Raw genomic sequence first — 19,810 nt, forward strand, 5'->3', positions numbered from 1 at the left:
GTCCGGAAAGGCAGAGGAGTCAGAGCATGGATGAGAAGTTTCATCTGTGATAGCAGATAACGAACAACCGTGTGGCAGAAATAAATAAGCTTTAACCCGAAGCGTATCGGACGAATACGTCACTTGATAGAGCAGGGAAATCCACCTCTTTTATTCGTAATAACGGGCCAAATGACAGGGATGCTTCTATATGATGCACGTAAAATAAGTTCCCATACCTTCCGGCCGAATCGCCAGCCCGAATGTGAGAAATTCGTTTATTGGCTCCATATGATTTATAATGGTTCAGGAGACATGTGGATTGACCGATGTACTCATATTTATAAAACTAACTTTAGTGTGCAGAAAGAAAGGGAGAAAGCTATGATGAACGCTCCACATCCAATTGATCAATTCAAGAAATTTAAATATGAAATTACCAGATTTATGATGATCTATAAATTTGCTCTGGATCAAATGGAGACCAAGATTGAAGTCCTGAAGGAAGAGTTCCAGTCTCTGCATGATTACAGTCCAATTGAGCATACGAAGTCCAGACTGAAGTCGCCTGAAAGCATTATGAACAAGATGTTCCGCAAAAATCATGAGTTAACGTTTGAGAGCATCAAGCAAAATATCAAGGATATCGCCGGGGTGCGGATTACATGTTCCTTTATCTCGGACATCTATCGCATTAAGGATATGCTGTGCAATCAGAGTGACTTGCGTGTACTGGAGGTCAAAGACTACATCGAAAATCCGAAGCCAAATGGCTACCAAAGTCTTCACTTGCTAGTCGAAGTGCCTGTGTACATGTCCAATGGTGAGGAACGAGCTTGTGTGGAGATCCAGATTCGTACAATTGCGATGGATTTCTGGGCGAGTCTGGAGCATAAGATTTTTTATAAATACAATAAAGATGTTCCGGAGCATTTGACCAGGGAACTTAAAAGTGCGGCAGACTCTGCGAATGCACTGGATCAGCAGATGGAACGACTTCACCGGGAAATTCAAGAGATCAAAGACGCCGAGAACGAGCGGGATGAAGAAGAACTGCGCCGTATTATTATTAACAATCAACAGTTCACACTGCCGTCCAACTTGCTCAAGCTGCTGGGTAGCGGGGAGTAGTACTTGATGAAAAGTACAACAGCCTCATTGAACACGAATTCCACATCGCGTGTACGAATGGCATTAATTCTGGGGACGCTGTCGGCCTTCGGGCCGTTGTCCCTGGATATGTATTTGCCCGCATTACCCACGCTGGCTGATGAGTTCGGCTCATCTGCTTCGTATGCTCAGCTCAGTCTGACGGCGTGTATGATTGGACTTGCGGTTGGTCAGTTGCTTGCAGGACCTTTAAGTGATGTACGTGGTCGGCGAACACCGCTCATCGCAGGGCTTGTACTCTATACCATCGCATCCATACTCTGCCTGGTCAGCCCCACGATGGGCTCTTTTGTTGTGCTGCGATTCATTCAGGGTGTAGCCGGAGCGGCCGGTATTGTCATCTCGCGTGCAATCGTCAGAGACGTATATTCGGGACCGGAACTGACACGGTTCTTCTCCCTGTTAATGCTGATTAACGGTGTAGCACCGATCGCGGCACCGATCATTGGTGGACAGTTGTTGACGTATACGTCGTGGCGCGGCGTGTTTATTTTACTGAGTCTCATCGGTATACTGACGCTGTTTGCTGTCATTTTCGGTCTTGGAGAGACACTGGCTTCCAACCGCAGATCAAGCGGGGGACTGAAACAGACCTTGATTACGTTTCGCCAAATCGCAGGGGATCGTCAGTTTATGGGTTATGCATTAACCCAGGGCTTCGTAGCAGCTGGCATGTTTGCCTACATATCAGGTTCACCGTTTGTGCTTCAGAAAATATATGGGGTATCCCCGCAAATGTTCAGTGTTTGCTTCGCTATTAACGGGCTAGGCATTATTCTGGCTAGTCAGATTGCTGGCAGACTTGCAGGGAAAGTATCTGAAACCCGTCTATTAATTGCGGGGCTGCTAACCGCGGCGCTGGGAGGAACTTCACTGCTCATCGCGATCCTGGCTGGAGGCAATCTAATCTCTGTGCTGATTCCCTTATTTTTGGTGGTATCCAGTGTCGGGTTGGTCAATACCGCGTCCTTCGCCCTGGCTATGGCTAATCAGGAGAAGTCGGCAGGTAGTGCGTCTGCGCTTATTGGAGTGATGACGTTCCTGTTTGGAGGTATTGTCGCTCCACTCGTGGGTCTCGGAGGAGAAGGTACAGCTGTGCCAATGGGAATCGTTATCGCGTGTGCTGATCTCGGTGCCTTGGTGATTTACTTCCTAATGGTCAGTAGAGGCAGGAAGCGTCAGAACGATCCGGCACTGAGTTAAAAGTACTGATTCTGTAAGCCTTAATATTGTTGAGTTTAGTTGGCAAGGTTACTTCTGTTTCAAAGAACGAATAAAGAGCCCCACTTGGAAGGAGTCATGCTTCCAAGTGGGGCTCTTGCTTGTAGGTAAGGACAGGTTTAGCAGAGCGCAAACAAAATCTGTGTATTCAACAGGATACCTGGCGTCTGGAATGGATAGAAGTACCCCACTACAAAACCAAAAAGATTAATGGCAGGCCACATCAGGTAGACATCATTGTAAGTGAATACAAGGGACCAACGGTTGTAGCAAAAGTTGGGCAGTGCACGTTCTTCATTATCCCGAGGTGCTGCTGCACCCGTTTGTGCAAATTGCACGGCTTGAGTGAGACTTTGTGGCTGTTGCTGGAGGAAGAGCGGAAGCAGACCCGGGCTGCTTTTGATCAGGTTATACAGGAAAAGCATTTCTGCCGGAGGCTGACCTACCGGACGAGGATAGGCACTAAGCAGCGTAGGCAGATTGCCTTGAGCCAGTTGCGCAGGTACACCCGGTGCTGTACCTGGGATTGTACCCGGAATGCCTCCAGGGATATATGGACCTGGTCCTCCGCCTGGAATGAATGGAGGATAGGAGCCTTGGCCGCCAGGTATGCCAGGAAATGTCGGACCTCCCGGTGTGCCGCCACCTCCACCACCTGGGAACAGTGGAGGCAGTTGAAATGAACGGTCTTCTCCATAGCCTAGATAAGGGTTATATTCGTAATACATGTACAGAACATCCTTCCTGTCGTCGTATTCTGCATTCAGCATATGGCGGCATCCGCCTATAGGTGAATGCCGCCAAGAAGATTTTATATGATCTATATAGTTGAACTAATCATTTACACCAAACGGAGAAGATAGAAAAAACCTGAAAAAGCGAAGCTGTCGCCTAAAATCTTTCTGAAAGAAAGCTGCATCGGAAGCATACGCTATCTCCTTATTTTCCCTTGGAGAAAAGGGAATCGAAAAAAAATCTGGGGATAACAGCGATTGGAAGGTTGTTCTATCATCGTAGTGTCAGTGTAAATAAATTTTAGTTCAACTGTATAGCGCAGAATGTAATCGAATTGACAACTGAACTGATAACAATTATCATTGTCAATGGAATTGGACAAAAGCAAATACGGATATTATATGTGTCAATAATAGTTTTTGAACGTAGATATCTGTCATAATAACGCCGAATAAGGTGTTCATATTGAAAGGGGTTAATAAAGTGTTAAAGAGAAATAGAAAGATGATTATGCTTCTGATTACGGTGATGGTCATGTCCATCTGGTTAGCAGCGTGTGGAACGAAGCCTGCAGAGAACGGAGCAGCGGGAGAGAACGATACAACAACGGAGACAGAGACGCAAACAGAAGCCCCGACAGAACGCACGTTAACAGATGCAATGGGACACGAAGTAACCATCCCGGCTAAACCGGAGCGCGTTATCGCATCTTATCTGGAAGACCATCTCGTTACACTCGGTGTTAAGCCAGTTGCCCAATGGTCTGTAGCCAACGGAATTCAGGAATATCTACAAAAAGATCTGAATGGTGTCCCTACAATTGCCTTCGATCTGCCTTTCGAAGCGGTAACAAGTTTTAACCCGGATCTGATTATTATCGGTTCCGAAAGTGTGGTCGAAGGTGAGAAGTACGAACAGTACAGCAAGATTGCACCGACGTACGTACTCGGCGACGAGATTAATAGCGACTGGCGCAAAACGCAGCTGAAAATCGGTGAAATTTTGAATAAGAGTGCCGAAGCACAAAAAGCGCTGGATGATTACGAAGTTAAAGCTACAGAAATCAAGGAAAAGATCAACACCGTTACAGGGGGAACGAAATCGGCAGCGGCCATTTGGTTGGTTAGCGGCAAGTTCTTCATCGTAAGTGACAATGTATCGAGTGGAGAAGTAATGTACAAAGAACTGGGACTTGTAGAGCCAGAAGTTGTAAAAGAAATCTCTGCCAGTGCTACAGGTAACTGGTCTTCCATCTCAATGGAGAAATTGGCTGAAATGGATGTAGACTACTTGTTCTTTGTGAATAGTGATGAAGGTACAGGTTCAGAAGCACTGAAAGATCCGGTATGGCAAAGCATCCCGGCTGTGAAAAATGGTAATTTGTTCGAATTTCCCCGTTCTAGCAGCTGGCTGTATAGTGGAGTTCAAGCGAACCTTCAAATTATGGAAGACATTCAGAACAGCATCGTTAAATAAGAAATAACTAATATGAAATGGCATGTTCAAACTCCTTGGTGCAATGGGTACCAGGGAGTTTTTTTGTTAATTCAGCATTTTACGATATATAATAAAGAAGTAGAATCATTGTCATGTCATGAATTAGAGTTGTCATTGACTTCACGAGCAGGGAAGGGGATATTTACATATGTATACATTGGATCCACGTGAAATAACGGGAAGAGACAATTATAAACTGATGAGTGGTTCAGTGGTGCCACGTCCAATTGCTTTTGTGACGACAATTTCAGATGAGAATGGTGTAATTAATGCAGCGCCATTTAGTTTCTTCAATGTGGTTAGTTCGGACCCACCGCTGTTATCCATATCTATTGCACGTAAAGACGGTATAATGAAAGATACCGCACGCAATGTGCTTGCTCATAAAGAACTGGTCGTGCATATCTGTGACGAAGCAATCATAGCCGAAGTGAATGAGACAGCAGCCATACTGGAACCCCACGAAAGTGAGCTTGAGCGGACGAAACTCACTACAGTGCCAAGTACAAAGGTGGCTGTGCCAGGGATACAGGAAGCACTCATTCGGATGGAGTGTGAGCTGTATCAGCACATTCCCATTACTAACGATGAGGGCAAACCGGTGAGTGACCTGTTGCTGGTACGTATTGTGCAGTATCATTTCAGCGAGCAAGTCTATAATCCTGATAAGGGTTATATCTTGATGGATCATTTGAAACCGGTCAGCCGGCTGGCGGGTAATGATTATGCCAAGCTTGGGGAGAGATTCACGATAATTCGGCCTGAATAGTTCTTACCAATTGTATATGTAATATAGGAATGGGGTTAACCCTGTATCAAAGGCGGACAGCACATGCGTAACTCGCATAGGTTGTCCGCTTTTGCTTGTGATATGAACATAAATGGGACATGTAGTGAATAGACTTTTACTATATCCTGCACATTTCATATGAACCTATTTTATATATAGGTTGTTTAGAAAGCCCACTTTTGATTACGAAAGACACGTAATATTAGGGAGGTTAAGCCGATGAACCAGCTTGAGGGAACTACAGGCGCAAGTATTATGGGAATAGGGACGGCGTTGCCAGCACACCGTATTGAGCAAAAGGATGTGTCTGCCCGTCTCGCACAGGCGCTGGAACATGAGCCGGATGCGAGAAGATGGGCGAAGCGAATCTTTAATCAGTGTGGTGTGGAGACTCGTTATACATGTGAACCAAATCTGCTTGAGCCTGTGGAGGCTTGCCGATATTTACCCTTTACTTCTACAGAAGAAGTCCCGACTACAACCGAGCGTATGGCCAAATACAAAGCTGCTGCTGTTCCACTTGGTCTCGAGGCGGCAGGACAGGCCCTTCACGATGCAGACGTATCATCCGTGGAACTTACGCATCTCATCACGGTTAGCTGCACAGGGCAATTCCTGCCTGGGCTTGATGTTCGGCTGATCCAGCAGCTTGAACTTTCACCGCAGATCAACCGGATTCCACTGGTGTTTCAAGGATGTGCAGCCGGTCTGAAGGCGATCCAATTGGCGAATTCAATCGTAACGACAGATCAGAAGGCTAAGGTTCTCATCGTGTGTGTCGAACTGTGTACGCTTCACTTCCAGCCATCTGCCAAACGAGATGACCTATATGCTGCATCGTTCTTCGGAGACGGAGCATCTGCCTGTGTCATCGGTGCCTCAGGAACAGGCCGCAATGAATGTTTTCGACTGGGCCGTGGGCACTCAACGTTGCTCCCTGACTGTGCAGAAGAGATGATCTGGGAAGTAGGCAATACAGGCTTCGATCTCTACCTGTCACCTCAGATTCCGAAGCTGCTTGGTTTGCATCTCGGTCCAGAAGTAGAGCGTTTATTGAAGGGAAGTGCTTTACCAGAAATATGGGCGATCCATCCAGGAGGCAGAGGCATCGTGGATGCCATTCAGAAGCTGTATCAGTTGACAGATGAGCAGGTCTCCTACAGCCGAAACATCCTGCGGGATTATGGCAACCTATCGTCCGTGACGATTCTTTTTGTTCTTCAAGCGATCCGCGAGGATTACAGACAGAAGGAAGAGCATTCCAGTGGGATAGCGCTAGCCTTTGGCCCGGGACTGACCGCCGAATTACTTCCTTTTACATACATTCCTGTCCCCGTTGCGAATAGAACACCTGTGAATCATGGCATTCAATAGTTCACGAACCCGAGTGAAGGAGATATACACCGCAAGTGTATCAATGTACTTATGATCTTACCGATGAACATAATCGAATGACTAATCTGATCGCAGAGGAGCTAAGGTATGGGTTATCGCAGACTTGCTGTCCTCATCAGCCGATATCCGCGGTTCATTATTCTCTGCTGGGTGTTTAGCATCGGGATGTCAGCGGTCTGGGCGTGGAAGTTACCTGACATTGTACAGGATCATGGGTTGAAACAAGTTCACGGGGATGCGCAAGCGGTTGAGCTTGTTCTGGAGGACGAATTCGGTTCTCCTGCTGATCCGGTTATTCTGGTTTTTGAAAAAAAGGAAAACACCTCACCGTTAGCGTTCCGGCAGTGGATCAGGGAACGTCTGACACAGGTTCAAGCGCTGCCTGCAGTAACCTCTATCACATCTCCTCTGGATGCTAGAGAAGGGATGATGCTGCAAGAGCAAAGGGCCTATGCCTTCGTGAAAATGGATGTGCCCGTGCATCAGATGGGTCCTCCACTGAAGCAACTGCGCGCCGTGCTGGCAACAGACGGCCCAGGTACGGTCCAATTGACGGGAAAGGCGGTCGTGCAGCAGGATGTGAATCATCTGAGCTTTCGTGACCTGGAACGAGCAGAGATGGTGGGAATTCCGATTGCCCTGATCGTTCTGTGCTTCGCATTCAGGGGGCTATATGCTGCATGGATTGCCGTCATGATGGGGATTAGTGCTGTGATTACGGCTATGGGGGTCACGTCTCTCCTTGGTTATCATCTGGAACTGTCCAACTTTATCATTAACGTAATTCCCATGGTGGGCATGGCACTCAGTATAGACTTTGCCCTGATCATCCTGAGCAGGTACAGGGAAGAACTTCAGCGTGTCTATAAAGATGAAGACGAAACTAAGGATCAGGGCAGCCCTATGGTTATGCATAGTGAGGCTCTGCGGAGCGAGATTCTTCAGCGAACATTGCGAACAGCAGGCAGAGCGGTGTTGTTCTCGGCAGCATGCGTGCTCCTTGGACTGTTGGGTCTGCTCTGGATCAGGCTTCCGATGTTTCTGAGTGTATCCTTGGGGGCCATCATCGTTCTGCTCTTATCTCTACTGTTAAATATAACGCTGCTGCCAGCCCTACTGTCACTGTCTGCGGATCGTGTCTTCTGGCGAAATTCAGTCCATTCGTTACCAAGACGTTCGGTCTGGCATAGATGGTCAGCGATGGTCATGAAACGACCAGTCAGAATGGCCATCGGAGGTACGTTTGTGCTGCTCCTCTGTGTCTATCCAGTGACCCGGCTGGAATTGTCCATCCCGGATGCCTCTTCACTGCCAGAGAGAATGGAGTCCCGCCAGGCAGCAGAGCAGTTTAAGCATGATTTGGGACAAAAAGATACCTCCAGCATCGAGATGTTGATTGGCGGACAACAGGAGCTGTTGACTGCTTCGCACTGGCAGATGGCCCACAACAAAGCACATCAACTTCTGCAGGACTCGGGCGTATTGAGCATTATTTCACCATGGGGTCTGTTGCAGCCTGATCAAACTAATGTGCAAAGCCAAAACCATTTTCGAATTCCACCGTCATCGCTCCCTTCTTCCATAGAAGGCAAGGAGTCTACAAGGAAGGCATGGCTGCGTTCAACGGTTTCTGATCATTCGATTCGATTGGTAGCCACCGTGCGTGGGGAGCCCGGTTCGGAACAGGTCGCAGATTGGCTGGAACGAATGAGGAAGAGCGATCATGCCCTGGGTTTCAACGACGTAAAACTACGTTATGGTGGTGAAGCTGCGAAACAACATGAAATTATGCAGGAAGTTACAAGTCAACTGCCCAAAGTGCTGGTATTTGTAGTAGTCACCAACTATCTTGTGCTACTGGCAGCATTCCGATCGCTGCTCATTCCAATCAAGGCGATTGTGATGAATCTGCTCAGTTTAGCCGCTTCATTTGGCATATTGGTGTGGGTGTTTAATGAGGGCTATCTGGGGATGGAGCCGTCAGCCATTGCCATTATGATTCCGGTATTCATTGCAGGATTGGTGTTTGGCATATCCATGGATTATGGTGTATTTATGCTCAGCCGGATTCAGGAAGTCTATAGACGAACCGGAGACAGTGATGTGGCCGTCCAGCAGGGATTGGCTTCAACGGGGCGTCTGGTTACCTCCGCAGCGGCCATACTGCTGGCGGTGACCGTACCGTTTGCTTTTGCAGAAGTTGCAGGTGTGAGACAGTTAGGGATTGGGATAACCGCAGCAGTATTGATTGACGTTACTCTGATCCGTCTAATACTGGTACCCGCACTGATGAAGTTGATGGGCCGGTGGAACTGGTGGTTGCCGGGTCAGATCAAATGAAGGATATTTCTGAAGCCCAAAAGCAGGCCAGGAATATCCTTTTTTTGGCTGGAAATCATGTGATTCCATTCAAAACAGGCAAACATGTTCAATTCTTGGGCGAGTTAAAGCCCTATAATGGATGGGATCAATTCCTTATGAAGGTCTTTCATCTATGTTATCCTACGAAAAACAGGAGGGACACAGGGCAATGTCGGATATAGAAGCCTATCTGCAACAGCAAACGAATCTTCGTGGTCGTTCCGCGTATCAAGCAGATCAATCTATGGAGTTATGGCGTAGTCAGTTACGTACACGTGTGAAAGAACGACTGGGCGGTTTTCCAACGATGCCAGCAGCACTCAATCCAGTATTACTGGAGCGCATTACATGTGACGGTTATATCCGCGAGCGGGTAGAGATCACGACCTATGCAGGACTTCGCATGCCTGTGTACATGTTGATTCCAAATGATGTAAGCGTTACCGATGTGAAGAGACCTGCGATCGTAGCATGTCACGGGCATGGGTATGGCAGCCGAGAGATATCTGGCATGGAACCAGATGGGTCACCACGGACAGGAGAGCCTGGATTACACAAGGATTTCGCAGTTGCACTTGTGAAGCGAGGATATGTGGTTGCTGCTCCAGAGCTGCTCGGATTTGGTGATCGAAGACTGGAAGAGGACCGCGATGCGCCACCAGGGGCAAGTTCCTGTACGAAGATCGCTGCGCATCTGCTCATGGTTGGGAAGACCCTTGCGGGGCATAGGGTATACGAAACAACGCGTGTGTTGGATTATGTATCGACTCGTCCTGAAGTGGATTCGGAGCGAATCGGGAGCATGGGTATCTCGGGTGGCGGTCTTGTAACCGCATTTACAGCCGCGCTGGATGAACGGTTCCGTGCAGCTGTCGTAAGTGGTTATGCAAGTACATTCCAGGGCAGCATACTGGATCGGAACCACTGTCTGGACAACTATGTGCCAGGTATCCTGCGTGAAGCGGAGTTGCCGGATCTCATCGGCCTGATTGTGCCTAGGCCACTCTTTATAGAATCCGGAAGTGATGATCAGGTGTTCCCCATCCATGCAGCGAGAGAGGCGTATGCCCGTTTGACACACATATATGAGCATGCGGGCGCAGAAGAATCGTTGGATGCGGATTTCTTTACAGGTGGACATGAGATTAGCGGAGCGAAAGCCTATGACTGGCTTGATCAAGTTCTGTGAAGCTGAGGCTTATTACCATCTATATAAGTTGAACTAATCATTTACACGATAACGGAGAAGATAGAAAAAACCTGAAAAAGCGAAGCTACAAGCTTTCTGAAAGAAAGCTACATCGGAAGCATACGCTATCACCGGATTTTCCCTTGAGAAAAGGGAATCGAAAAATCTGGGGATAACAGCGATTGGAAGGTTATTCTGTCTTCGTAGTGTATTCGAGAGGAGAATTCAGTGATGAAATGGTCAACAGCGGTAAAGCTTCTATTCTGTCTTGTTCTGTTTGCAAGTACAATCGGCGTAAGTCTGGGAAGCAGTGGAGGGCAAGTTGTTGAAGCAGCCACTGACAATTACAGATTTGATTTTGGCTCAGGTTCTGTTGAGAGCGGTTACACAGGTGTGTCCGCAGGAGATGGCTATACTGCGACAAAAGGATATGGATTCAACACACCTGCCAATATGCGAAATGTGTCTGCCTCCGGAAGCGGAGTGATGAGTGACGCCGTACAGTTTTTGACGTTTGGTACAAAGAGCACCAATACCTTCAATGTGGATCTGTCCAATGGCCTCTATGAGGTCAAAGTGGTTCTGGGCAATACAGCCAGAGCGAGTGTGGCTGCAGAAGGTGTATATCAGATCATTAATATGACGGGCAACGGGGCGAAGGACCAATTTCAAATTCCGGTGACTGACGGGCAATTAAACCTGCTGGTTACGGAAGGAAAGACAGGCACCGCCTTCACGCTTAGTGCACTCGAAATCCGGAAATTATCCAATCAGACGGTAACCAACCGCACGATCTACATTGGTGGTGACTCAACTGTCTGCAATTATTATCCGCTGGGTAGCAGTGTACAGGGAGGCTGGGGACAGCTGTTTCCGTCCTATGTGAACAATGCCACCTTCCAGGTTCGCAATATGGCGTCAAGTGGTCACTTTGCGAGAGGTTTCCGCGATGATGGTCAGATGGAGGCGATTCTGAAGTATATCAAACCGGGAGATTATTTTATTTTGCAATTCGGAATTAACGATACTAATGCCAAGAACAATACAACGGAGGCGCAGTTCAAGGAGATTATGCGGGATATGGTACGTCAGGCGAAGAACAAAGGAGCAACGGTTATTCTCTCCACGCCTCAGGGCCGGGCAACAGATTTTAATACAGCCAATGTGCATCAAGCAGAGAACCGCTGGTACAATCCATCCACTCGTGCTCTTGCTCAGGAAGAAGGGGTCACTCTTGTTGAACTGAATAAGTTGAGTTCGGCCTATTTCACGTCCATTGGTCCAGCTGCAACACTCGCTCTGTATATGACAGGAGATAGTTTGCATCCGAATCGTCAGGGTGCTGCACAGCTTGCTCGTATTGTTGCCGAGGATCTGAGAAGACAGGGACTGAATGGATTCTGACGATGCTATCTGATCTGCAATCTGTCTGCATGATCATCATGATTAGAGATTGATATGAACCGTGTATGAAAAAATAAAAAAATACCCCCGGGAACATACCGCCAAACGAGCGGCTGATCTTCGGGGGTATTCGTTATGCCCAGGCTTAGGATCACTCCATCATGTCCTTGGCTTCATGGTTTACCTTTTTCCCTTTTAACAAGGGTTCCAGTTCATCTTGAACGCTCTGCTCCCACAGCGGTACATCTGTGCGGTAGGCGGCCCTTCCGTTCAGATGTCCGGCGACCGGAGCTGTAATGAATACGAACAGGATACCCAGCAACAAGCGGGCGCTAATATAGTTGTCGAAGTACCAAAAGAAGAAAAACGCAGCGCTTAGTACACAGAACACACCAAGCGTCATACTTTTGGTTGCGGCATGGGCTCGCAGATATACGTCAGGCAGTCGAATAAGTCCGAACGCACTGAGTGCACTAAGTAATGCACCAAGCAGTACGAGTAGACCTATAGCTGTTTCAGCGGCTACTTTAACGATCTCCATCATTTTTGAATACCGCCCCCCGTTCAATATAACGTGCAAATGCCACCGTACTTAGAAAAGCCAGAATACCAATCAGCAAGATGATATCCAGATAGGCCTGGGTTTTCAGCATCATCGACAGAACGGCGACGATGGCAATCACATTGATCCCGATGGTATCCAGTGCCGTGATCCGGTCAGCCATGGAAGGTCCCCGAAGCACCCTGTACAAGCAACCCAGAATGGCCAAGGAGAGAATGAGCAATGAGATGAACAACAGTGAGGATAACATTAACGCGTCACCTCCATAATTGCTTTTTCAAATGTGTTTTGGATATCATCTCTCAGTTTCTGTTCATCCTTGATATCCAGTGCGTGGATAAACAGTTTGCGTTGATTACCCGAGATTTCAAGCGGCAGGGAACCTGGTGTCAATGAGATGAGTAGACAGAGCAGGGTAACCTCCCAATCCGAGGACAATTCAGTCTTATATGTGAAAATACCCGGACGTATATCGAGCTTGGGCTTGATAATCTGGCGTATAACCTCAATGCTGGCGCGCACCAATTCCTTGAACAACAGATTAATCAGTTTGATGATGGCCCAGACCCGCACAATATAGAAGCGCTGGGGGAAGAATCGGCGCATCCCCCCGATGAGAAGCAGTCCGAGCAGGTAACCTATGAGAAAACCAACACCATTCCAGGCATTGTTCAGAAACATCCATACAAAGGCAATGATAAGATTCAGTACAATCTGAAAGGCCATAGACATCTACTCCTTCAATACGGCATCAATATAAATATTGGGATGCAGTAGAATATCGCCTGCGCGGGAGGTCAACTGGAACATGCCTTCAGCCCCCACACCCATTACGATGATGAATACAAACAGAATTCCGGCAGGAATCAGCAGGCCGTTCACCGCGTAAGGGCGTCTTGTAACCCCGGCAGGCGGCTCGCCCCAGAACGCTTGTATGAAGATGCGCAGTACCGAATATAACATCAACAAGCTGGAGAGCACCGCTATACCAGTTAGACCATACAAGCCAGCCTGTAAGCCACCTTCGAAGAGAAGTAACTTACCCGGAAAACCACTGAATGGAGGCAACCCTGCCAAGGCGAGTGCGCTGATAAAGAACATCCAGCCGAGCAACGGATAGCGATGAATTAGTCCGCCCATGTTGTCGAGCTTTGAAGTTCCCGCAACAGCGATCAAGGCACCGCCGAGCAGGAAGAGCAATGTTTTGATCAACATATCATGCAGCATATAGAAGAGCAGACCTTCCAGTGCAGGACGACTGGCCGATGCCATACCGAAAGCGACAAATCCTACGCCTGCGACCACATTGTAGATGAGAATCTTGTTTACATCGCGATACGAGATCGCACCGATGACACCAAGAACCATCGTGGCACCTGCCATCCATCCGATCAGTGCATGGAAGAAGTCCGGATCATGATAGAAGATCAGTGTGAATGTTCGCACAATCGCGTACAGGCCAACCTTGGTGAGCAATCCTGCGAACAACGCAGTGACGACAGCAGGTGGAGCCGCATAAGAGCCTGACAACCAGAAGAACAGGAACAGTCCGGCCTTGATGCTAAATACGATCAGGAAGAGTACGGCAATCAGGGTAACGACCCCGCTCTGTCCCACTTCAGCAATTTTGACGGACAAGTCCGCCATGTTCAGTGTGCCAGTAATCGAGTAGAGGAAGCCGATGGAAGCGACAAACAGTGCTGAAGAAACGATGTTAATCAAGACATATTTGATCGTTTCCCGCAGTTGTCTTTCGGTACCTCCCAATACGATCAGTGCATAAGAAGAGATGAGCATCAGTTCAAAGCTGACAAACAAATTGAATAAATCTCCGGTTAGGAATGAACCGTTAACTCCGGCGATCAGGAAATGAAAGAACGGATAGAAGTGATGCTCTTCCCGCTCCTTGTTCACACTGCGGAATGCATACAGCAGACACGCCAGTGCGATGATGGAAGCGGCGACGACAAGTAGCGCCGATACCATGTCCGCGACAAGCACAATCCCATAAGGAGGTGCCCATCCACCCATATTAAGCGTTAGAACTCCAGTTTGAGCCACACGAGTAATGAGTATCGTGGAGACCGCTGCGGTGAACAAAAGTCCGATGACACTAATGATTCGCTGGATGTTCGTTTTCCGGAAAAACAGAAGGGCCAGAACACCTGTAATCAATGGCAACAGAATCGGCAAGACGACGAGATTATTCATATGGGCGCCCCCTTACTTCTTCCATATCGTCTGTTCTCAACTTCAGATAGGAGCGATAGGAGAGAACGAAGAAGAACGCAGTGAGCCCGAAATTAATAACAATGGATGTTAATATCAGTGCCTGTGGAAGTGGATCGACATAGCGTTCAGCCATCTCCCCAAGCAGTGGTGGTGACCCGGTTTTGAGACGTGACATGGTGATCAACAGCAGATGCACGCCATGGGTTAGTATGGACATACCAAGTACGATTCGGAGCAGGCTCCGCGACAAGATTAAAAAGACGGCAACCGCAAACAGAATGCCAACGGCTACACACATCAATATTTCCATATCAGCGATCCTCCCCGATCTGTAGAATGATGGTCATGGTGACACCCAGGACAGCGAGATACACGCCAAGATCGAACAGCATGGCCGTGGCAAGTTCTGTCTCTCCCAGTAAAGGAAGTTCGAAATAACCGAAGGTTTGGCTGAGGAACGGGACTCCGAATATAAATGAACCAGCACCCGTCAGTAGGGCTATACCCAAGCCGATTCCTGTTAGAATACGGAAGTCAACGGGCAACGCTTTGCGTATCGTATCTGTACTGAATGCCAGAGCAATCAAGACAAGTGCAGCCGCTGTGACCAAGCCGCCGATGAAGCCTCCGCCCGGATTATGGTGTCCTGCGAAGAACAGGTGCATGGCAAACGTCAATATGATGAACACAACAACCTTAGTGGTCGTTTGCAGCAATACATCATTACTCTGTAACGGTACAGTATCCCATGAGGATGAGCTGCGTTCCCGGTTACCATACTTTTTCGTATTGTCCGTTTCATCATCCAGATCAGACTCGGAATCCTGATTTTCCTCCTTTTTGCGGAACTTCAATCGCGCTCCGAGATCCTTCGCTTCGAGGTTCAGATTAATCATGGAATAGATGGACAGTGAAGCAACACCAAGTACCATGATTTCCAATAACGTATCGAAGCCACGGAAATCAACCAGTAACACGTTCACGACATTTTTACCACCGGCCGAGTCATACGCTTCCTGAAGGAAAAAGGTAGAAATGCTCTCCAGGGATGCTGTTCCGCTTGCAGCTAATGCAACAAAAGTCATCACGACTCCGACTGCAATCGCTACGATCATATTCACCGTGAGATATCTGCGGCTTGATTTGCCACGTTGCAGTTCAGGCAGATGGTAGAAGCAGAGCAGGAACAGTGCAACAGATACCGTCTCAACAATCATCTGTGTCAGCGCCAGATCCGGCGCCCGGAAGAGTACGAACAGCAGGGTTACAAGGTAACCAACCGCTCCGGTCATAATGACTGCCGACAGTCTGTTCTTGGCAAATGGAATCGAAACCGCGGCACCAATTAGGGTCACTAGCAGGACGACTTCATAGAATGAGAAGGGCGCATTGCCCTTCAGATTCCACGTAATATTTTCACCTGAACGGAAGAAGGCATAGACCAGTAAAGCGACTGTGAATGAGAAAATATAAACGAGATAACTACGAACCGAGCCATTCATGTAGGCTTCCGTCCATTTGCGTGCATAATGCTGAAGATTATCCAGTACGACATGGTACATATTGTTAATCGTTAATCCTTGTGGATAGTGCTCATAAATATTCCTCCATCGTGGCAACAGCTTGTAGAGAGTGATTCCGAGAATCACGACTCCGATCGTCATAATTAATTCCGGAGTCCATCCATGCCACAGAGAGAAATGTACATCGAAGCGTTCGTTCCCATTCAATAGGGAAGGAAGCACAGCGGCCATTGCCGGTTCGATCAGTGATCCGGCCAGCAGGTTCGGAAAGAGTCCGAAGATGATGACAAGAATACCGAGAACAACTGGCGGAATGAGCATACCGGCGGGCGCTTCGTGAAGCTTCTCGGCAGGAATCTCGCTTTGGCTACGACCGAGGAATGTTTTGAACACGATAATAAGCGCATAGATCAAGGTAAACACACTTGCAAGCCAAGCGAATACCGGCAGTAGAACACTCCAGGACCCAAGTCCAAAGATTCGCAGATGCGTGACTTCTACCATCGCCTGGAAGAATAGCTCCTTGCTCAGGAATCCGTTGAACGGCGGAATACCCGCCATGGCAAGTGAGCCGATCAGTGCTACGGTGAAAGTGATTGGCATGAATGATGCAAGTCCACCGAGCTTCCGAATGTCACGTGTACCCGTCTCATGATCGACAATGCCTACGACCATGAACAGAGCGGCCTTGAAGGTCGCATGATTAAACAGGTGAAGCAGCGCAGCGGTTATCGCCACGGTGTACATCGCAGAGGACTCGCCATATCCGAAGTAGAGAGCAGCAGATCCAACCCCGAACAGGGACATGATCAGACCAAGTTGAGAGATGGTCGAATAGGCGAGAATCGCTTTGAGATCGTTTTTTTTCACCGCCAGGAATGATCCATAACACAGAGTCAGAAGACCAACACCGGTGACCAGCCAGAACCAGAGTCCCTGACCACCGAAGATCGGTGTGAACCTGGCCACGACGTACAGTCCAGCCTTAACCATCGTGGCTGAGTGCAGATAGGCACTCACTGGTGTAGGAGCTTCCATGGCATCCGGCAACCAGATATGGAACGGGAACTGGGCTGACTTGGTGAAAGCACCAATCAGGATCAAGACAAGCGCTGGCAGAAATAGTGCGCTTTCCTGAAACTGCCCCAACCCTGCAATGGTTGCACGAATACTGAACGTTCCGGTAATGAGATACATCATCATGAATCCGGTAAGCATGGCGAAACCGCCAAATACCGTAATCAGGAATGATTTTTGTGCTCCTGAAGTCGAGGCTTTACGTTTGTAATGAAATGCAATCAACAGGAATGACGTAATACTGGTCAATTCCCAGAATCCGTAGAGCACGATCATATTATCAGACAGCACCACGCCCAACATGGCTCCCATGAACATCAACAGATACAGGTAGAAGCGGTTCAGCGCTTCTTTCATATCCATGTAGAAGATGGAGTAGAGAACAACGAGCACACCGATTCCGGTGATTAGCAGTGTCAGCATAAGGCTTAGACCGTCCAGATATAAGTTAAATCCTATGTCCAGTGAAGGAATCCATGGGATATTTCCGGATACGGTGTTGCGCTGGGACACAGCGGGTATGAGGCTCGCAAAGTATACAAATAATAGTGCCGGGACAAGGAGAACCGGCCATCCCAAATGTAATTTACGGAAGAAACGATGCAGCGTGGCAAGAAGAATGCCAACCGCAAAAGGCAGAATAACAGCAACATGAAGCAGGCTCAACATTACACCCCCAATGTTTAGTATTTCGACTACTCTCTCTGTGACATACAGGCGCATGATCCTCAAAGGATATGCTTGCTCTCTATATTCATAACCCAAGTATGTATATACAGAATCGTGTCTATTCTTTGAATGGAAGAAACACGGTGAAGATTTCAGTATAATATTGTATGGGCATGTATAATGAAAAAACACAAAAGATCCGATAAATAGGAAAACGATTAGGTGACATCCCGTGTACCCTTTGCAGCATAGTTATGTTGAGAAGCAAGATGGTTTCACCGTGTAATGGAGGAAATAATGTCATTCAAAATCAGAACCGTGCTTACCGTCATCTTCGCTGTGTTATCCTTGCTGGTTACCCTGACGATTGGGTCTATATTTAGCCAAAAGTCATTTGTTGCTGTAGAGACTGAGATTGGTCACTCGCTTACAGGCACGGCATCTCAGGCTTCGGACAAGCTGGATCGGTTTATGTCCGCTCGCGCGGGTGAACTGGATCTGCTGGGCCGCATGGCTGCGCTGGAAGACGGATTCAAACCAGCAGAGATCCAGATGTTGCTGGATCAGCTACAAGATAGCTTTCCCTCATTCTCATGGGTTGGATTCATGGACCCGAAGGGAAAAGTGTTAGCTGCAACAGATGGCATCTTGCTTGGGGAAAATTTATCGGAGCGACCTGTGTATCAGGAGGGAATCAAGGGTAAGTTTATTGGAGATGTGCATAATGCAGTACTTCTTGCCAAGCTGCTTCCGAATCCAACGGGAGAGCCGTTGCAATTTGTTGATATCAGTTTCCCGCTGAAGGATAGCAAAGGTCATATCCAAGGTGTGCTTGCTGCACATTTAAGCTGGGCCTGGGCGAAGGAAGTGGAGGAATCGGTGCTCGCCCCATTGAAACGGGAGGAAAAGGACATTGAGTTCTTTATCGTGAGCAAAAAGGAACATACCGTGCTGTTGGGACCAAAGGAATGGATCGGTAAACCGCTGGTATTACCAGGCATAGCAGAGGCCCAGCTTAACAAAAGCAGTTGGTCCATTGAAGAATGGCCTGATGGAAATGACTATGTGACAGGGTTTGCTTACAGTCAGGGTCACCTGGATTATCCCGGATTAGGGTGGACCGTAGTTATTCGTCAAGTGAAATCTACTGCGTTTGCTTCTGTGTTTGACCTGATGTGGTTTAATGTGTGGGCAGGACTTGCCGTTACCGTGCTATTTGCACTTATTGGCTGGTTTGTCTCGCGTCTGATCTCTGCTCCAATTGTGCGTCTTACCAGAGTAGCCAACCGACTGCGGGTAGGAGACGAACTGGAGATTCCGGAGAACAAAGGAATTAAGGAGATCGAAGTATTGTCCCGATCACTTCGGGATATGCTGACCTCTCTTACGAATAAAGACTCAGAACTGGTCGTGATGCAGAATCTGGCACATTTTGATCAGTTGACCAGTCTGCCGAATCGTACTGCCCTGGAAGCGTACCTGGAAGAGTCACTGGAGACCGAAAGTGAAAATCACACCCTGACGTTTCTCTATCTGGATCTGGATGGATTCAAACGTGTCAACGATACACTTGGGCATCAGACTGGAGATGTATTGCTGCAGAAGGTCGCCCAGCGTCTGTCTGCTCTTGGTCAGGAGAAGGGTATAACGGTAAGGTTGGGAGGAGATGAATTCCTGATTGTACTTCGGTCTGTTGGAAGTCAACCGAGGGAAGAAGCCAGCGCTTATGCAGAAGCGATCATTCAAAGTCTGAACAAGCCGTTTATTATTGAATACGAGCGAATTCGGATTGGATGTAGCATCGGAGGTGCCGAGTATCCGACCAACAGCAACAATCCAAGTGAGATTATCCGGATGGCGGACGAAGCTTTATATGAATCCAAACGTGCAGGTAAGAATAGAATGACATTTTATTCCGATTTGAAGCAGGGGAGTTAGCGTATAATAGCATTAGCTGAGCGTTCCCAATCACCTTTGTACGAATCTGTGGATAGACAAGGAGGGGT

Annotated in this window: 16 protein-coding genes; 9 read left to right on the top strand and 7 right to left on the bottom strand. The window is 48.0% G+C overall.

All coding sequences use genetic code 11. The annotated features are described in order from the left end of the window. The first annotated feature begins 366 nt into the window (after nt 1–366). Nucleotides 367–1,110, top strand: coding sequence for a GTP pyrophosphokinase family protein (locus MKX75_RS12250; RefSeq protein ID WP_062834047.1), 744 nt, complete (start codon nt 367–369; stop codon nt 1,108–1,110). 6 nt (nt 1,111–1,116) lie between these two features. Then, complete coding sequence (locus tag MKX75_RS12255; protein WP_076330854.1) at nt 1,117–2,352, top strand: multidrug effflux MFS transporter; 1,236 nt, start codon at nt 1,117–1,119, stop codon at nt 2,350–2,352. 137 nt (nt 2,353–2,489) lie between these two features. On the opposite strand, the gene MKX75_RS12260 is transcribed toward MKX75_RS12255, so the two are convergent. Continuing rightward, nucleotides 2,490–3,140 (bottom strand): hypothetical protein, encoded by a 651-nt coding sequence (locus MKX75_RS12260; RefSeq protein ID WP_076330855.1) that lies wholly within the window; start codon nt 3,138–3,140, stop codon nt 2,490–2,492. 469 nt (nt 3,141–3,609) lie between these two features. Here MKX75_RS12260 and MKX75_RS12265 point away from each other — a divergent pair, with 469 nt between their 5' ends. The 6 genes from MKX75_RS12265 to MKX75_RS12290 all read left to right on the top strand — a co-directional run bounded on the left by MKX75_RS12265 (nt 3,610) and on the right by MKX75_RS12290 (nt 11,741). Further along, nucleotides 3,610–4,581: an iron-hydroxamate ABC transporter substrate-binding protein gene (locus MKX75_RS12265; protein WP_076330856.1), complete on the top strand. Its 972-nt coding sequence runs from the start codon at nt 3,610–3,612 to the stop codon at nt 4,579–4,581. A gap of 169 nt (nt 4,582–4,750) precedes the next feature. Continuing rightward, nucleotides 4,751–5,371: a flavin reductase family protein gene (locus MKX75_RS12270; RefSeq protein WP_076330857.1), complete on the top strand. Its 621-nt coding sequence runs from the start codon at nt 4,751–4,753 to the stop codon at nt 5,369–5,371. 240 nt (nt 5,372–5,611) lie between these two features. After that, nucleotides 5,612–6,766 carry a type III polyketide synthase gene (locus MKX75_RS12275; protein WP_339169771.1) on the top strand — a complete coding sequence of 385 codons (1,155 nt, stop codon included), beginning with the start codon at nt 5,612–5,614 and terminating at the stop codon, nt 6,764–6,766. A 108-nt stretch (nt 6,767–6,874) separates the two neighbouring features. After that, a complete protein-coding gene (locus MKX75_RS12280; RefSeq protein WP_339169772.1) occupies nt 6,875–9,127 on the top strand; it encodes an MMPL family transporter in 2,253 nt (750 codons plus the stop codon). A 190-nt stretch (nt 9,128–9,317) separates the two neighbouring features. Continuing rightward, the gene (locus MKX75_RS12285) at nt 9,318–10,337 is read left to right on the top strand and encodes an alpha/beta hydrolase family protein (protein WP_339169774.1); all 1,020 of its coding nucleotides are present in this window, start codon (nt 9,318–9,320) and stop codon (nt 10,335–10,337) included. Between the two features lie 231 nt (nt 10,338–10,568). Beyond that, on the top strand, nt 10,569–11,741 hold the full coding sequence (locus tag MKX75_RS12290) for a GDSL-type esterase/lipase family protein (protein WP_339169775.1): 1,173 nt from the start codon (nt 10,569–10,571) through the stop codon (nt 11,739–11,741). Nucleotides 11,742–11,892: 151 nt separating this feature from the next. Here the strand turns inward: MKX75_RS12290 and mnhG are convergent, their stop codons facing one another. Genes mnhG through MKX75_RS12320 form a run of 6 tightly spaced genes read right to left on the bottom strand, consistent with a single transcriptional unit; the run spans nt 11,893 to nt 17,801 of the window. After that, nucleotides 11,893–12,285, bottom strand: coding sequence for a monovalent cation/H(+) antiporter subunit G (gene mnhG, locus MKX75_RS12295; RefSeq protein WP_062834056.1), 393 nt, complete (start codon nt 12,283–12,285; stop codon nt 11,893–11,895). Continuing rightward, nucleotides 12,269–12,553 (bottom strand): Na(+)/H(+) antiporter subunit F1, encoded by a 285-nt coding sequence (locus MKX75_RS12300; protein WP_056692373.1) that lies wholly within the window; start codon nt 12,551–12,553, stop codon nt 12,269–12,271. Before MKX75_RS12300 ends, mnhG begins: the two co-directional genes overlap by 17 nt. Then, a complete protein-coding gene (locus MKX75_RS12305) occupies nt 12,553–13,029 on the bottom strand; it encodes a Na+/H+ antiporter subunit E (protein WP_062834057.1) in 477 nt (158 codons plus the stop codon). Before MKX75_RS12305 ends, MKX75_RS12300 begins: the two co-directional genes overlap by 1 nt. 6 nt (nt 13,030–13,035) lie before the next feature. Continuing rightward, the gene (locus tag MKX75_RS12310) at nt 13,036–14,514 is read right to left on the bottom strand and encodes a Na+/H+ antiporter subunit D (protein WP_062834058.1); all 1,479 of its coding nucleotides are present in this window, start codon (nt 14,512–14,514) and stop codon (nt 13,036–13,038) included. Continuing rightward, nucleotides 14,507–14,845: a Na(+)/H(+) antiporter subunit C gene (locus MKX75_RS12315; protein WP_062834059.1), complete on the bottom strand. Its 339-nt coding sequence runs from the start codon at nt 14,843–14,845 to the stop codon at nt 14,507–14,509. The genes MKX75_RS12310 and MKX75_RS12315 overlap by 8 nt, the downstream gene beginning before the upstream one ends. 1 nt (nt 14,846) lies before the next feature. Next, nucleotides 14,847–17,801 carry a Na+/H+ antiporter subunit A gene (locus MKX75_RS12320; protein ID WP_076331293.1) on the bottom strand — a complete coding sequence of 985 codons (2,955 nt, stop codon included), beginning with the start codon at nt 17,799–17,801 and terminating at the stop codon, nt 14,847–14,849. 300 nt (nt 17,802–18,101) lie between these two features. Here MKX75_RS12320 and MKX75_RS12325 point away from each other — a divergent pair, with 300 nt between their 5' ends. Further along, on the top strand, nt 18,102–19,742 hold the full coding sequence (locus MKX75_RS12325) for a GGDEF domain-containing protein (RefSeq protein ID WP_076330863.1): 1,641 nt from the start codon (nt 18,102–18,104) through the stop codon (nt 19,740–19,742). The last annotated feature ends 68 nt before the right edge of the window (nt 19,743–19,810 follow it).

Source organism: Paenibacillus sp. FSL R5-0341 (genome assembly GCF_037975235.1).
Taxonomy (GTDB): Bacteria; Bacillota; Bacilli; order Paenibacillales; family Paenibacillaceae; genus Paenibacillus; species Paenibacillus amylolyticus_A.